The sequence below is a fragment of the Gordonia sp. YC-XJ4 genome (assembly GCF_059511865.1).
Genome location: NZ_CM183447.1, coordinates 1,477,985 through 1,494,484, shown reverse-complemented (window position 1 = coordinate 1,494,484; position 16,500 = coordinate 1,477,985). Strand labels below are relative to the sequence as shown.

At 65.6% G+C, this 16,500-nt stretch carries 11 protein-coding genes; 3 read left to right on the top strand and 8 right to left on the bottom strand.

The features are described 5' to 3' along the window. Positions 1-129 precede the first annotated feature (129 nt). Positions 130-3,666, top strand: a complete 3,537-nt coding sequence (locus AC5ZH6_RS06535) for an indolepyruvate ferredoxin oxidoreductase family protein (RefSeq protein ID WP_020172140.1) — start codon at positions 130-132, stop codon at positions 3,664-3,666. A 702-nt stretch (positions 3,667-4,368) separates the two neighbouring features. After that, positions 4,369-5,658 carry an HNH endonuclease gene (locus AC5ZH6_RS06530; RefSeq protein WP_496168693.1) on the top strand — a complete coding sequence of 430 codons (1,290 nt, stop codon included), beginning with the start codon at positions 4,369-4,371 and terminating at the stop codon, positions 5,656-5,658. Positions 5,659-6,051: 393 nt separating this feature from the next. Here AC5ZH6_RS06530 and AC5ZH6_RS06525 read toward each other — a convergent pair whose 3' ends face one another. From AC5ZH6_RS06525 to AC5ZH6_RS06515, 3 genes are all read right to left on the bottom strand, one after another. Further along, on the bottom strand, positions 6,052-6,987 hold the full coding sequence (locus tag AC5ZH6_RS06525) for an alpha/beta fold hydrolase (RefSeq protein WP_288337317.1): 936 nt from the start codon (positions 6,985-6,987) through the stop codon (positions 6,052-6,054). Positions 6,988-7,122: 135 nt separating this feature from the next. After that, the gene (locus AC5ZH6_RS06520) at positions 7,123-8,187 is read right to left on the bottom strand and encodes an ABC transporter ATP-binding protein (protein ID WP_094602394.1); all 1,065 of its coding nucleotides are present in this window, start codon (positions 8,185-8,187) and stop codon (positions 7,123-7,125) included. A 47-nt stretch (positions 8,188-8,234) separates the two neighbouring features. Beyond that, on the bottom strand, positions 8,235-9,809 hold the full coding sequence (locus AC5ZH6_RS06515) for an acyl-CoA synthetase (RefSeq protein WP_288336372.1): 1,575 nt from the start codon (positions 9,807-9,809) through the stop codon (positions 8,235-8,237). Positions 9,810-9,870: 61 nt separating this feature from the next. Here AC5ZH6_RS06515 and AC5ZH6_RS06510 point away from each other — a divergent pair, with 61 nt between their 5' ends. Then, positions 9,871-11,019 (top strand): LuxR C-terminal-related transcriptional regulator, encoded by a 1,149-nt coding sequence (locus AC5ZH6_RS06510; protein ID WP_079932166.1) that lies wholly within the window; start codon positions 9,871-9,873, stop codon positions 11,017-11,019. Between the two features lie 37 nt (positions 11,020-11,056). Here AC5ZH6_RS06510 and AC5ZH6_RS06505 read toward each other — a convergent pair whose 3' ends face one another. Genes AC5ZH6_RS06505 through AC5ZH6_RS06485 form a run of 5 tightly spaced genes read right to left on the bottom strand, consistent with a single transcriptional unit; the run spans position 11,057 to position 16,499 of the window. After that, positions 11,057-12,337 (bottom strand): NAD(P)/FAD-dependent oxidoreductase, encoded by a 1,281-nt coding sequence (locus AC5ZH6_RS06505; RefSeq protein ID WP_094602392.1) that lies wholly within the window; start codon positions 12,335-12,337, stop codon positions 11,057-11,059. A gap of 1 nt (position 12,338) precedes the next feature. Continuing rightward, positions 12,339-12,551, bottom strand: a complete 213-nt coding sequence (locus tag AC5ZH6_RS06500; protein WP_094602391.1) for a ferredoxin — start codon at positions 12,549-12,551, stop codon at positions 12,339-12,341. Then, positions 12,551-13,879: a cytochrome P450 gene (locus AC5ZH6_RS06495; protein ID WP_094602390.1), complete on the bottom strand. Its 1,329-nt coding sequence runs from the start codon at positions 13,877-13,879 to the stop codon at positions 12,551-12,553. Before AC5ZH6_RS06495 ends, AC5ZH6_RS06500 begins: the two co-directional genes overlap by 1 nt. A gap of 45 nt (positions 13,880-13,924) precedes the next feature. Next, complete coding sequence (locus AC5ZH6_RS06490; RefSeq protein ID WP_276115952.1) at positions 13,925-15,445, bottom strand: aldehyde dehydrogenase family protein; 1,521 nt, start codon at positions 15,443-15,445, stop codon at positions 13,925-13,927. A 4-nt stretch (positions 15,446-15,449) separates the two neighbouring features. Continuing rightward, positions 15,450-16,499: an alcohol dehydrogenase catalytic domain-containing protein gene (locus AC5ZH6_RS06485; RefSeq protein ID WP_240524242.1), complete on the bottom strand. Its 1,050-nt coding sequence runs from the start codon at positions 16,497-16,499 to the stop codon at positions 15,450-15,452. Position 16,500: the final 1 nt, after the last annotated feature.

Here is a 16,500-nt window from a genome sequence, read left to right as displayed (position 1 = left end):
AGCCGACGTGACGACGATCACGATTTTTCGTATCGTGATGGTGAGCCCACCACCCACGGGCCAACCGCACCTGCGTCTCCCCACCCATGGGAGTCGCGCGCCACAACTACAGAAGGCCAGGTAGAACCCATGACCCTCGCCCCGCATGCCCCCGCGACCAGCGGACTCGAAGACCGCTACGTCCGCGAATCGGGCACCGTCTTCCTCGGCGGCATTGCCGCCCTCGTCCGCATGGTGCGCGATCGAGCGCTCGTCGATCGCCGCATGAATCAGCGCACCGCGTCCTTCATCTCCGGATACGAGGGCTCCCCTCTCGCCGGTTACGATCTCGAACTCGCCAAGCGTCGTGCACTGCTCGAGCCCCTCGACATCGTTCATCGCCCCGGTCTCAACGAGGAGCTCGCCGCGACCTCGGTGATGGGGTCGCAGGTCGCCGCTCAGGTGACCGGGCTGGCTCCCGACAACGCCGGTAAGCCACGCTCGGGTGTGGTCGGCTACTGGTACGGCAAGGCTCCGGGTCTCGATCGCGCCTCCGACGCACTGCGGCACGCCAACATCATCGGCACCCACCCCGACGGCGGCGCGGTCGCCCTCGTCGGCGACGATCCCGGCGCGAAGAGTTCGACCGTGCCGTGCGCCTCGGAGATGGCACTGGCCGACCTCTACATCCCGATCCTGTACCCGGCCGACTCCCAGGACATCCTCGACCTCGGTGTCCACGCCGCCCACCTGAGCCGCGTCAGCGGACTGTGGACGTCGCTGAAGATCTCCGCACACGTCGCCGACGGCGCCTCGACGGTGCAGCTCGACCCCACCCGCATCACCCCCGAATACGGCGGCCTCGGACGCAGCCCGCACGTTCCCTCGGGGCGTCTTCTCGGCGCGAATCTGATGGAGCTGGAACAGAATCAGCTCACCATCCGGATGCCTCGGGCCCATGAGTACGCCCGCCTCAACGGCCTGAATCGGATCACAGTGCGCTCGAGCGACGATCGCATCGGCATCGTCGCCGCGGGCAAGACCTACCTCGACGTGCGCGAGGCCCTGCATCTGATGGGGCTGACCGAGGCGGATCTCAATCGCCTCGGAATCCGAATCCTCAAGCTGGGCATGGTGTACCCGCTCGAGCAGGAGATCTTGCGGCGTTTCATCACCGACACGGCGTCGGGACGTCTCGACGAGGTGATCGTCGTCGAGGAGAAGCGCGACTTCATCGAAACGATGATGCGCGACATCCTGTTCCGCGACCCCATCGCCCCGCACATCGTCGGCAAGGTCAACGAGGACGGGTCCACACTGTTCTCGCGCTTCGGCGAACTCGACGTCGACGCGGTCACCCGGGGTCTGGCCATGCGGTTGGCGCGACACCATCACGTCGACGCCGCGATCGACTGGCTGGACCGCAGCAGCCGTCGGCGCACGCGGATCGAACTGCCGCTGGCCGTGCGCACCCCGTACTTCTGTTCCGGATGCCCCCACAACAGTTCGACGCACGTGGCCGAGAACACCCTCGTCGGCGCCGGAATCGGTTGCCACGCCATGGTTCTGCTGATGGACCCCCACCAGGTCGGCGACGTCGCCGGGGTCACGCAGATGGGCGGCGAGGGCGCGCAATGGCTGGGCATGGCGCCGTTCGTCGAGGCCGATCATTTCGTGCAGAACATCGGCGACGGCACCTTCACCCATTCGGGATCACTGGCCATCCGCGCGGCGGTGGCAGCGGGCGCGAACATCACCTACAAGTTGCTCTACAACGGTACGGTCGCCATGACCGGCGGCCAGGATCCCGTCGGTGGCTTCAGCCTGGCCGAGATCACGAATCTGCTTCTCGCCGAGGGCGTCGGACGTATCGTCATCACCTCCGACGACCCGTCGCGCACCAAGGCGAACGCCTTGCCCTCCGGGGTGAGCGTGCGTGATCGCTCCGAACTCGCCGACGTCCAGCGCGAACTGGCGGCCGTTGAGGGTGTGACCGTCCTGATCCACGATCAGGCGTGCGCAGCGGAGAAGCGCCGCAAGCGCAAGCGCGGCACCCTGGACACCCCGACCACTCGGGTGATGATCAACGAGCGCATCTGCGAGGGCTGCGGCGACTGTGGCGAGAAGTCCAATTGTCTCTCGGTGCATCCTGTTCCGACGGAGTTCGGGCGCAAGACCCGCATCGATCAGAGTTCCTGCAACCTCGACTACTCGTGCCTCAAGGGCGATTGCCCATCGTTCGTCACCGTCACCCCCGGAACCACCGACCGCACACAGAACGCGACGGCGGCCGAACTCGCCGCCGACTCCTTGCCGCGGCCGACGGTCACGCGAGCACTCACGGGTCCGGGCACCGATGTGGCGACGCTGCGGATCACGGGCATCGGTGGTACCGGCGTGGTCACCATCTCCCAGATCCTGGCGACCGCAGCCACTCTCGACGGCCACGCCGCGCGCACCGTCGACATGACGGGGCTGGCCCAGAAGGGCGGTGCGGTGGTCAGCGACGTGAAGATCTCCAACCGGCCGATCGAGCTGGCCGCCAAGGTGGCCTCCGGGACGTGCGACCTGTACCTCGCGTGCGATTCCCTGGTCGCCGCCGACGCGGTCAACCTCAAGGTCACCGCCCCGGACCGGACCACCGCCGTGGTATCGACCACGCGTATCCCGACCGGTTCGATGGTCGTGGACACCTCGGTCGGATTCCCCTCGGACGCACAGATCCACGACGTGATCGACTCGCGGGTGGCACGCACGGTCTACCTCGATCCGGGAGCGCTCTCGACAGAGCTGTTCGGTCACGAGCAGTACGCCAACATGCTCGCCGTGGGCGCCGCCTATCAGGCCGGCGCGCTGCCGATCAGCGCCGAATCCGTGGAGCGCGCAATCGGTCTCAACGGCGTCGCCGTGGCGGCCAACACCCAGGCCTTCCGCCGGGGGCGTCAGGTCGTGGCCGACCCGGATGCCGTGCGCGCCGAGATCGCACGGCTGCATCCGGTGGTGACCGCCCCCGAGCCGAGCGAGTGGGCGCAGTCGCAGGTGGCCGCTCTCGGCAGCATCGACGACGAGTTGGCACACACAATCGCGGTGCGCGTCGATGATCTCGTCGGTTACGCCGACGAGCGTTACGCCCGTGAGTACCTCGACGCCGTCGCACGAGTACATCGCAGCAGCGCGGGCGACGAGCTGACCGACGCGGTGGCTCGCAATCTGTACAAACTCATGGCCTACAAGGACGAGTACGAGGTGGCTCGGCTCACCGCCGACCCGACGTTCGCCGCGCAGGTCGCCGACCAGTACGGCGCCGACGCGAAAGTCGCGGTGCGTCTGCACCCGCCGACCCTGCGGGCCATGGGCATGAAGGAGAAGATGTCGCTCGGCGCGTGGGCCAAGCCCGGCCTCGGCACCTTGGCGAAGATGAAGCGGCTGCGCGGCACCCGCCTCGATCCCTTCGGCTACAACGAGATCCGCCGGACCGAACGCGCCCTCATCGGCGAGTATCGTTCCCTGGTCGATTCGATCGTCGCCGCCTGGGAGTCGGGTTCGGTGACACCGCAACAGCATTCGTCGATCGTCGAGCTTGCGGCCCTGCCGGACATGGTTCGCGGCTACGAAGGCATCAAGATGGCCAACGTCGCGCGCTATCGCGAGACCGTTGCCCAGATGCGTTCCACCCTCGGACTGTAACCACCACATCCACCACGGGCGCCCCTCGCTGCTGCGAGGGGCGCCCGTGTCGTCCCCGCCCCTCCTCATCGTTAATCGAGACCCTCCCCCGATGGTCGAATAACCCGCTCTACTCGATAGCCGAAAACTCCCCCCATGGTCGACCAACCCACCCGGCCCGACAGCCGAGAACCCGTCCCCCGATTGATGAACAACCCACCCGGCCCGATAGCCGAGGATCCTTCTCCCCGATGGACGAACAACCCACCCGGCCCGATAGCCGAGGACCTTTCTCCCCGATGGTCGAGGTGCGAGCCGCGTGCGGCGAGCCTCGAGACCCGGCGAGACAACAAGCTTCCCAACCACATCCACCGTCTCAGACGCCGCCCGCGAGCCGAACTCGCAGACGCCCCCGCTGCACCAGCCGCGTCCGCAAAGTGAAGCCGCGAACTCATCACTCCGACGGCCGGGACTCTTCCCTCGATGGTCGAGGTGAACGGCGCCCCAGGCGCCGGGCCTCGAGACCCGGCGAGAGAACAAGCTCCACAACCACATCGAACGCATGGCAAAACGAAAACCGCACCCCTACCACACCCCACCGACAGAAAATCGGCGCCGAAATACGTTGTCCACAAGCAGAATTGATCAAACCACCCCTTGCGTCGAACACACTGGCGATGTAGACTGGAGCCATCGCACCGATCAGCCACCGGGGAGGGGCCCATGATCGACACCACCACAACTCTTGACGCCAAAGATATTGACGCCGAGGCAATCTTCGCCGCGGTCGTAGACAAACTCAGCGACCTGCAATGGAATCCGGACATGACCGGGCCACAAGCCTTCGGTGCGATGAAACAAGTACTGCTGTTGCGGAACCTGATCGATCATCACGCCACCACCCTCACCGGCGAGATGGATCGCCTGGGAGTGGCCGATCACAAGACCACCCGGCTACGAGAGTTGTTGATCAGCATGGGTTGCGCACCTGCCGTCGCAGGCCGGTACGTGCGGATTGCTGCCACCGGCGACATCGATCTACTGCTCGCGCATGCCGCTGACGGGTCCATCTCCTCCGAACACACCGACGCCATCATCCGCGGGTTGGCGCACATCGACACCCGGTCCCCCGAACCCCTCGACACCGTGCAACGGTGCGAGTTCCTGCGGAAACTGCTGTCGCATTACTTTGCCGGCTTCACCCCCGCCGAGATCAACATCTACGCGCGACAGTTGGGGAACGAGTTGGCGGCCGAAACACCCGGCGGGTTGCCGGCCGCCGAGGACAAGTCGATCAACTCCTACACCGACCGCATCACCGACGACGGCCGGTTGGAGATCTCGGCGAACCTCGACATCATCGCCGGCGAGAAAACCAGAACTTTGATGGAAACCTTGTCGGCGCCCAAGCCTCAACCCGACGGGTCGCCGGACCCGCGAACACCCGAACAGATCTGCGCCGCCGCGTTCGAAACGATCGTGGAGTTGGCGGCACAAGGATTGGCCGACACCACCTTCTCGGCGAAACCCACCAACGGACTGTTATGGACCTGGTCAGCAGACAACCCGGCACTCGGTGGGGATTTACAGAACATGGGCGCCATCACCGAAGCCACCGCCAAACTATTGTCGTGCGACACCACCATCACCAAAATCATGCTCGATCCCAACGGGGTACCGCTCAGTGTTGGCGAAGAAAAACGCTTCTTCACCCCCGGACAACGCAAAGCCTTACTGGTGCGAGATCGCGGATGCATCAAATGCGGAGCACACGCCGGACGCTGCCAAGCACACCATGTGCATCACTGGGCTGATGGTGGTCCCACCGACCTCGACAACGGCTGCCTACTCTGCACCAGCTGCCATGACGATGTGCACCACCACGGGTGGGACATCATCATGGGATTCGACCGACACCCCTGGCTGATCCCACCCGCCAGCATCGACCCGAAACGACGACCAGTGCCGTCGTATCACCGCCGGACCATGCGACTCGACGACGCAGCAGCCTGACCCACGCTGCCCCACAACCTGATTCCCCGCACCCGGCCTGGCCGGGACCGCATCTGTTGTTTGAGAACTCCATAGTGATAGTCCCCTCCCGATGGTCGAGGTGGTCCTGCCGCCCGTGGCCCGGAATCCCTTCGGCACAAGAGGTCTCGAGGCTCGTCGCTGGCGCTCCTCGGCACCTCGACCATCGGGCGGGAAGGGCCCGTCCATCGGGTAGGGCGGCCACCGGGTGGGAAGGGCGTCAGCATCCGATCGTCAGGCGGGAAAGACGCGAGCATCCTTCGATGGCCTGCGTCATCCCCCGCTGGTCGAGGTGCGAGCCGCGTGCGGCGAGCCTCGAGACCGACTGCACCGGCGCTGGATTCGGTCCACGGTGGCGCGGAACCCGGGTTCAGGTCACCGTTCGACGCAGCGACTCGCGAAATCGATGATCTCTCCGGCTACTTCGTCACGGATCTCGGGCTCGTTGTGAACCTCGTGCCGGAAGCCGGTGTACACACGGGTGCGGACGTCCGGATGTCCGCTCAGCGCAAGCTGATTGGCCACATGGTAGGCACCCTCACCGAAGTTGGTAACCGGGTCGCCGTCGCCGGCGAGGATCAACACCGGAAGATCAGCACGTATCGACCGGTACCAGTCGGCAGCATTGGCGGCGTCGTAGAGGTCGACGAATCCGCGGAGGAACCGCACCGACATCGGGGCACCGAAGTTGTTCAGCGGGTCGATGGCGTGATCACGGACGACGTCGGGGTCGCGGGCCACCCACGCCGTCGGGCCGGATCCCGGCTCATAGCGGGAGATGAACCCGTCGAACATCGACACCACGTACGCCTCGGACGCAGGTGCAGCAGTATCGGTCTCGGCGGCGAGAGCCTCGCGGTCGAGCAGATTCTCGATCCCGTGAATCCCCGCTGCGATACCACACAGAATCAGCCCGTCGACCTGATCACTGTCCCCACTCACCAGTCCGCGCGCGATCATCGACCCCCACGAGTGCCCGAAGATCACATACGGCAGATCGGGATGACGTTCGCGCACAATCGAACGCAGCGAGCGTTCATCGTCCACGACCACCTGATCGGCCCGATCACCGGCGTCGGCCCAGATGCCCGACGACATCGCCGTCTTACCGTGCCCGGCGTGATCGTCGGCCGCCACGACGAACCCCGCATCCAACAACCTGGTGATCAGCGGGAGATACCGTCGCGAGTGTTCGCCCAGACCATGGATCAGTTGGATGATGCCCCGGGCCGGACGCACCGGCTCGTAGATCCACCCGTAGATCGTGTCCCGTTGATTACTCGAGGTGAACTCGACTTCGCGGAGTGACATCGTTGGCTCCTTCGGCGCGTGATCGGTGACGTCGTAACGCTAACAGCGTCGCCGGATGCGCCCGGCGAAATCGCGAAGCCGCCAGGACCGGTCGGCATCGGCCGACCGACCAGTCCTGACGGTCATCATGAGCTGTCAGACCACCGCGTCGAGGACCACAGTCGGCTCGTCGTCACCGGCATGACGACCGTGGGCCTGTGCCTGGGCGCGGATCTCGTCCTCCTGCGCCATCGACTCGCGGATCGCGCGCTGAGCGTTTTCCGGCAGCGACGGCAGCAGTTCCAGGACGCGTTCGCGGTGACGGGCGACCGCCTTGCGTTCGGGCATACCTGGATTCGGTTGGACCTGCGGAATGATCTCGGTGAAATCCTCCTTCGTGCCACCACCGGAGATCCCGGCCGCCGCCATCGCCGCCTCCGCAGCGACCAGAGCCTCGTCCTTCTCCTCCGACATACCGATCGGACCGAACCGATCACCGGAAAGGAACTGCTTGACCACCGGCTGCTCCGAGGTCAACAACTGCTCCCGCGGACCGAACATCACCAACTCCTTGCGGAACAACATCCCGATGTTGTCCGGAATCGTCCGAGCGATGTTGATGTTGTGCGTCACGATCAGAATCGTCGCATCGATCTGCGCATTGATATCGATCAACAACTGCGAAATATAGGCGGTACGCACCGGATCCAGACCCGAGTCCGGCTCGTCGCACAAGATGATCTGCGGATCCAACACCAGCGCCCGCGCCAACCCGGCACGCTTACGCATACCACCGGAGATCTCACCCGGGAGTTTGTCCTCGGCACCGGCCAGACCGACCAGGTCGATCTTCTCCATCACGATGTCGCGGACCTCGTTCTCCTTCTTCTTCGTGTGCTCACGAAGCGGGAACGCGATGTTGTCATACAAACTCATCGACCCGAACAGCGCACCGTCCTGGAACAACACACCGAACAACTTGCGGATCTCGTAGAGTTCCTTCGCCGAGCACTGGGTGATGTCGGTGCCATCCACAACCACCGATCCCTGCTCCGGATGCAGCAAACCGATCAACGTCTTCAAGAACACCGACTTACCGGTACCCGACGGACCCAACAACGCCGACACCTCACCCTCCGGCAAGGTCAACGACACATCACGCCAAATATTCTGCGAACCAAACGACTTCGTCAGATTCGCCACACTCACCTCGACACCCATGGTCTACCTCGAGTTCCTCTCTGCGGATCGTCGTCCCTCGCGGAGTCTCACACTCCGGCCTGATCGGTCGAGAACTTCTGGCGCAGCGGCCCTTTCACCAGCTTCCCGGTTGGGGTACGCGGCAGGTCATCGACGAAACGGAACTCCCGAGGCACCTTGTACCCCGCGAGGTGTTCTCGGACGAAGGTCTGCAATCGCTGCGCCACGTCGTCGCCGCCGACGACGCCCGGCGCCGTCTTCACCGCCGCCAGCACACGTTCGCCGTACTCCGGATCGGGCACACCGACCACCGCGACATCGTCGACGTCGGGGTGCAGGGCCAGGCAGTTCTCGATCTCCTGCGGGTAGATGTTGACGCCACCGGAGATGATCGTGAATGCCTTGCGGTCGTTGAGGAACAGGTAGCCATCCTCGTCGACATAACCGATGTCGCCGGTCGTGGTCCACGTCGGATGCTCGGGGTGCTGCGCCGACGCCGTCTTCTTCGGATCGTTGTGATAGCTGAACGGCAACGCGTCGCGTTCGAAGTACACCGTGCCCGACTCCCCCACCGGCAGTTCGACGCCCTCGTCGGAACAGATGTGCAGCACACCGAGTTTCGCCTGTCCGACGGTGCCGGGTTTGGTCTGCCATTCCACCGGATTCACCATGGTGATGCCGTTGGCCTCGGTCGACGAGTAGTACTCGTGCAGGATCGGACCGAACCAGTCCATCATCGCCTTCTTGACTTCCGGCGGACACGGCGCGGCCGCGTGCACCGCGTGCGTCAGGCTCGACACGTCGTAGCGTTCCCGCACCTCGGCCGGCAACCGCAACATGCGCACGAAATGCGTGGGCACCCACTGGGTGTGGGTGACCCGATACCGCTCGATGAGCTCGAGGCACTGCTGCGCGTCGAACTTCTTGACGGTGATCACGGTGCCACCGAGGCTCTGTGTGATCATCCCGAAACGCAGCGGCGCTGCGTGATACAGGGGTGCCGGTGAGAAGTACACGGTGTCCTGGCCCATCTGATAGGTGCCACCGAACACCATCACATAGGGGTCACCCGGATCGCCGACCTCCCGCTCGGGCAGCGGCGGCTTGACCCCCTTCGGCCGTCCCGTCGTCCCCGAGCTGTAAAGCATGTCGTTGCCGCGCCGCTGATGGTCGGGCGCCTCGGGCGACCCGCTCGCCACGAACTCCGCGTAATCGCCGAATCCCTCGATCAACTCGCCACGTTCACCGTCGCCGACTCGCGGATCGAAGGACAGTGCGATCTCGAGGCTCGCGCACTCGGCCCGGGCCGCCGCGGCCGCCTCGGCGAGATCCGCCGACGCGACGAGCGCACGCGCACCGCAGTCGTTGACGATGTAGGCGATCTCGCCGGGCGACAGATGCGTATTCACCGGCGTGAGATACAGCCCGCTACGCAGGCAGGCCCAGTACACGACGAACACCTCGACGGCATTGGTGCTCAGCAACGCGACCACGTCACCGTCGACGAAACCGGCGGCGCGCAGCGCGTTGGCCAATTGCGTCGATTGACGCTCGAGTTGGGCGTAGGTGAGAATGTCGCCGGTGTCACCGACGATGATCGCCGGCTTATCGGGAGTACGCGCCGCGTGAATTGCTGGATACATGTTTTCCTTCTGTCGTGAACGGGTTATGTGATTGACAACACACGTTGGTAGAGTCTTGTAGATGCACCACATCGTCAGAGCGAAGGCGTCCACCTCCTCTGACGCAGGGCCGCTTGTGGATTCGCGTGAGATCCTGGCCGCACTGCGTGAGCACGTGGGCGACGCCGACCGGAACCTTATTCCGGTGAAACACCTTCTCCAGCAGGCATGGTCGGATCTCGCGTCCGTACTCGACACCGAACTCGGCGAGCTGTCGCCGGAGTTGAGCGCCCGGCTGGCCAAACTCCAGTCCGTGGACCGTCTGCTCGTCGACCGCCTCGACGAACGCACCGGCATCGCCGCACGCCTCGCCGACGCGGTGTCGCAACTCGAGGCCGCGCCGTGCAGCACCGAGGAAATCGTCACCCTCGCCCCGCAACTGATCTGCGAGCTCGGTTTTCACCGCGCGATCATCTCGCGGGTCGACGGACGCCTCTGGACCTCCGAATGTGCCTACGTTCCCGACGAGCCCGAGTGGTCCGACGCGATCAACCAGGCCGGGCGCCAGAACCCCCAGACCCTCGGGCCCCAGATCCACGAGACCGAGATCGTGCGCCGTCGTGAAGGCCTGCTCGTCACAGACGTGCAGGAGGACGTCCGGGTCAATCGCCCGATCGCCGAGGTCTCGTTGTCCCGGTCGTACGTGGCGGCACCCATCGTGTCCGAGGGGCGCGTGGTCGGCCTGCTGCACGCCGACAAGTACCGGCAGAGCGGCGACGTCACCGGCGAGGACTGCCAACTGCTCATGGGGTTCGCCCAGAGCCTGCGACTCGCACTGAGCCGCGCCCGGATGAGCGAGGAGCTCGCCACCCTGCGCACCGGACTGCAGTCGATCACCGACGCCATCGGCCAGACCGCTGACGAGGCCCACAGCGTTTCCGTACGCCGCAGTCTCATCCCGGATTACGACGAGCCGGTGTTCGCCGACACCCCGAACCCGGCCGCGCCGCGCGCCTCTCGCTCGCGTCGCATCGCCGACGCCGGGTTGACCGCCCGCGAACTCGAGGTCCTCGCACTGCTGGCCCAGGGACGCACGAACGGTGCCATCGCGCACGAGCTCGTGATCTCCGAGGGCACCGTCAAACAGCACGTCAAGCACGTTCTGCGAAAGCTTCAGGCCGCCAATCGATCCGAGGCGACCGCGTTCTGGTTCAACGAGAACGGACAGTGACCGCGGAGTCCGAGACGGACTCCGCGGTCCCAGCCGTTCAGCAGTGGGCGGCACCGAACGCCACCCCATCCGCCCACGACGCCCGCTTCGACACCAGCCGCCGATACTTCATGATGAGGTCCGGCCGGCCGATGGTCAGGACGCCGGCGAGCGTGTCGGCCTCGCGGTAGAGCACCACGGTTCCGCCGGTCTTGTCGGCCCGGTGTTGCACCAGGAGTTCGTCGGTGTGCGGCACCCCGACGAACTGCAACCGCACCCCGTACCAGTCCGACCAGAAGTACGGCACGGTCTGATACGCGGTGAGATCGCCGTCCGACAGGGCATTACGTGCCGCCAGCGCCCCCTGCTCGGCCGCGCTCGTCCAGTGTTCGAGTCGCATGCGGCGGTCGAACAATCCGTTGGGCCAATGGGCGACGTCACCGGCCGCCCACACACCCGGAATCGGCGTCCCGTCGACACCCAGCGCGGCCAGATACTCGTCGCACTCCACGCCACCGTCGCGATCATTGAGTGCCACACCGGAATCGGCCAGCCATTGGGTTGACGGAATCGCGCCGACGCCGACGACCACGAGATCTGCGTCGAGCACCCGACCGTCGGAGAGCACCACGCCCGTCACCCGGGATTCCCCAGTCTGTAAATCCCCAGTCTGCAAATCCCCGGTCTGGACAATCCCGGTCCGGAAGCCCTCCACCCCCACACCGAGGATCAGTTCGGTTCCGTTGGCGGCGTGCAGATCTGCGCACAGGGCACCGCCTTCGATGCCGAGTGACCGCGTCAGCGGCGCCGGGGCGGCCTCGACGATCGTCGCCGAGAGTCCCAATTTTCTTGCCGCCGAGGCAACCTCGGCGCCGATGAATCCGGCGCCGACCACCACCACGCGCGACGAGGACCGCAGGGCCCGCCAGATCGACTGGGTGTCGGCGTAGGTACGCACCGTGTGAATCCCGCCGACGCCGTCGCTTCCGGGAAGCCGGCGCGCATGCGCGCCGACCGCGATGATCAGTGCGTCGTAACCGATGTCGCCGGCCGCGGTCGCCAGTTTGCGCGACTCGACGTCCAGGCCCACCGCCGGCGCACCGGTGCGGACCTCGACACCGAGTTCGTCGACCAGGAACTCGCGTTCACGCAACTCCGGAATGGCCGGTTCGTCCGGTCCCATCAGGAGTTCCTTGGACAGTGGCGGCCGGTCGTAGGGCAGGTGTTCCTCGGCTCCGACCAGGGTCAGAGCACCCAGGTACCCCTCACGCCGTGCGGACTCGCAGGCACGAATGCCTGCGAGTCCGGCACCCACCACCACGAGGTGATCGATACTCACGTCAGTCCTCGATCGTGATCGCCTGTGTCGGGCAGGAGCGCACCGCGGCCTCGACCTCGTCGCGATCGCGGTCGGTGACGTCGAAGGACAGCACGGTGAGCTGCCCGTCGTCACCGATCTCGAAGTGATCGGGGGCCTCGGCCTCACACAAGCCCAGTCCCGAGCATCGGCCCATGTCCACCTTGATCCGGCAACCTGTCGTCGCCACGGTCATCACTTCCTCCCGTGTGGATAGAACGGCATCTCCAGGACGCCGCGCATGAAGTTGGTTCGCATCAGCTTCGGTTCACCGGCAACGAAATCCGGCATCTGCTGATGCAGTTCCCGGAACAGCGACCGCATCATCGACTTGGCCAACTGGTTGCCGAGGCAGTAATGCACACCGCCACCACCGAAAACGACATGCGGGTTGGGGCTGCGCTGCAGGTCGAAGGTGTCGGGGTCGTCGAAGACCTCGGTGTCCCAGTTACCCGACCCGTACATCATCACGACCTTGTCGCCCGGCAGGATCTGCTGGCCGCCGAGCTCGTACTCGGCAACAGCGGTACGGCGGAACGTCAGTACCACCGACCCCCACCGCAGGAACTCCTCGATCGACTGGTTGATCCGGCCCTCGAAGTCCTCCCACAACCACGCCCGCTGTTCGGGGAAGTCCGTCAACGCCTTCACCGCGAAACTCGTGGTGTGGCGCGTGGTGTCGGTCGCCGCGACCGAGAACAGGGTCATCACGGCACCGATCTCGAAGTCGGTCAGTTTCTCGCCGTCGACCTCGGCCTGCACGAGGTTCGTGACCAGATCGTTCTTCGGGTTCTCGCGGCGGTCGGCAATCAATTCCTCGGCCAGGTCATGGATGAACAGCGCGGCCTCGGTCTGCACCTCCGCAGGGTCCCTCCCGGCCAGCAACTCGGGATCGGCCCAGGCCGTGATCTCATCGGCCGCGTGGCCGACGGCGACCAGGCGGTCTTCCGGGATGCCGAACATGTCGCCGTACATCTCGATCGGCAGGTGTCGGGCGATGTCGGCGACGAAGTCGATCTCGTCCCGATCGGCGACCGCGGACACGATACGGTGTGCTCGCGCTGCGATGTCGTTCTCGATCTTGCGGATCTGTTTGGGCGTGAACGCCGCACTGACCAGCTTGCGGATCTTGTCGTGCTGCGGGTTGTCCATTGCGAGGAACGACATGGCCATTTCCAGGAACATCGACGGCAACATGTCGGCCATCACGCCGTAGCTCGATACGAACACATCGTTGTGCTGGCTGATCTCGGTGATGTGCTCGTGTTTGACCACAGCCCAGAAGCCCGGATCGTCGGGATCGGGGACGACCGTCGTCTCCAGGGCCGGCTGCCAGGTCACCGGCGCGGTGGCCCGCAGCTGGGCGTACACCTTCTCCCGCACGGGTGCGTCCTGGTCCCAGAACGCATCGGAGGAAATGTTGACCGGGTGGTACTCGCGGGTCGCCGCGACGTCGTTGCTGGGGACGACGTCACCGTCGTCGTCGTCGAAACTCAGGTCGGCGTCGTCGAAAGTTGTTGACATGAGGGGTGTCCTGTCGATCGTTGGGCTGTCGGTGTGTGCGGCCGCTCAGTCGTCGGCGTGACTGAGCAGGATGTCGTACGGTTTGGCGTCACGGCCACCGGAGAGATCCACGTGGACCGCCTTGGCCTGGGTGTAGGCGTCGAGGGCATCGGGGCCGAGTTCTCGACCCACACCGCTCTGCTTGTAACCGCCGAAGGGGACCTGCGCGTTGATCTGGTGGGCGTCGTTGATCCACACGCTGCCGGTCTGGACCTGTTCGGCGACGGCGAGCCCGCGGCCGTTGTCGGTGGTCCACACGCTGGCGGCCAGGCCGTACTCGCTGTCGTTGGCGATGGCGATGGCCTCGTCGTCGGTGTCGTAGGGAATGACGGTGAGGACGGGTCCGAAGATCTCCTCCCGCGCCACCGGCATCGAGTTGTCGACGTGGGTCAGGATGGTCGGCGCCACCCAGTAGCCGCGTTGGAACTGCTCGCCCTCGGGAACGCCGCCACCGATCACCGCCTGTGCGCCGGCTTCGACGGCGTCGTTGATGTAGGCGAGAATCCGGGCCTGCTGTTTGCCGTCGATGACCGGACCCATGTCGGTGTCCCAATCATCGGGCGCGCCAACGGCAATCGTGGATGCGCGTTCCACCAGCCGGGTCACGAACTCGTCGTGCAGGCTGCGCGGCACGATCGCCCGCGTCCCCGACTCGCAGATCTGGCCGGAGTAGGTGAAGCAGCCGTAGAGCACACCGTCGACGGCGAGGTCGAGGTCGGCGTCGTCGAGGACGATCGACGGCCCCTTGCCGCCGAGTTCGAGGGTGACCTCCTTGACCGTGCCCGACGCCAATTTCATGATCTCCCGGCCGATCTGGGTCGATCCCGTGAAGGCGATCTTGGCGACGTCGGGATGGCTGGCCAGCCGGGCACCGGCATCGCGCCCGTCGCCGGGAACCACATTGAGGACACCGGCGGGCAATCCGTTGGCCTCGGCGATCTCGGCGAATCGCAGCATCGACAGCGGGGTGTGCTCGTCGGGTTTGACGACCACCGAATTCCCTGCTGCCAGAGCCGGTCCCACCTTCCACAGGGTCAGCAGCAGCGGGAAGTTCCACGGTGCGATCGCACCGACGACGCCCAGGGGTTCACGGTGCACCACGCTCTGCGCGAGCGCGGGGAAGGTGACCACGGGGGCGGGCCGGACGAACTGGTAGGTGTCGGCGAGATCGGCGAAGAAGGTGAAGTGCGCCAACGCATATCCGATGTGGAAACCGGTGGCCTGACGCACGGTGGCGCCGTTGGCCGACATCTCCAGCTCGACGAGTTCTTCGATTTGGTCGTTGGCGGCGTCGGCGATCGCCCGCATGATCGCGGCCCGCTCCTGTGGGGACTTGCCGGCCCACACCCGCGATTCGAAGGCCGCCTTGCCTGCGGCGACCGCGTCGTCGATGTGGCTCGCGGTGCCCTTGGCCACTGTCGCCACCACCGAGGCGTCGGCCGGGTTGACGATGGTCATCGACTCGTCGGTGTCGACGGCCTTGCCGTCGATGTGCAGTGCATGGTGTTGCACGTCAATACTTGTCATGTGTCTACCTCGACGGATCCAGGATGATCTTCATGGCCTCGCGGGCCTCGAAGAGCTTGTAGGCATCGGCTGCCTCCGACAGGCCCATGCGGTGGGAGATCATCGCGCTCGGATGGAGTTTGCCCGCGGTCATCAGTCCGATGACCTCGTCCATGTACTCGGTGATGTGACTGACGCCCATCTCCACCTTCACGCCCTTGAGATAGAGCTCGGCGAAGGGGAATCCGTCGATCGACTCCTCGGTGTAGACACCGGGGATCGAGAGCGTGCCGCCGGCACGCAACAACGGGATCGCGGCCAGCAGTGCCGACGGATGGCCGACGGCGTCGACGACGACGTCGGCGCCCCGCCAATCCGAGAGATCGAGCACCGCGTCGGTGCCGTCGACCTCGCCGGAGTTGACGCCGATGGCGCCGAACTTCTCGGCCTCGGTCAGTCGCGCGGCGACCTTGTCGACGACGATGACCTTGCTCGCGCCGAGTGCGACCGCCGACATCGCGGCGCACAACCCGACCGGACCGGCACCGACGACGGCGACAATGTCGCCGGCGCGCATCGCGCGGGCGACGGCCTCGTGGCCGGTGGTCATGATGTCCCCGGCGAAGAGGATGTCCTCGTCGTCGATGTTCTCGCCCTCGGGGATGGCGCGGGCGGTCAGGTCGGCCGAGGGCACCACCACGTACTCGGCCTGCCCACCGTCGAGATCACCGAGCGCCAGGCCCAGGCCGAAGATGCGGCTGCCGGCGCAGTTGCCGGGCTGGTGCCGGCGACACTGGTAGCACGCACCGCAGCTGACCACACACGACGACACGGCGCGGTCGCCCTCGCTGAACTGGGTGACGGCGTCGCCGACCTCGACGACGGTGCCGAGGAATTCGTGACCGAGGATGATGTCGGACTCGAGTTCCAGGCGGCCCTCGTAGGGGTGCAGATCGGTGCCGCAGATGGCCGTCTTCTCGACCTTCAGCAGCAGATCGGTGGGCTCGGAGATGGACGGAATCGGTACGTCGTCGACCTCGAGCACATGCGGTGCGTGCAGCACCGCGGCTTTCATC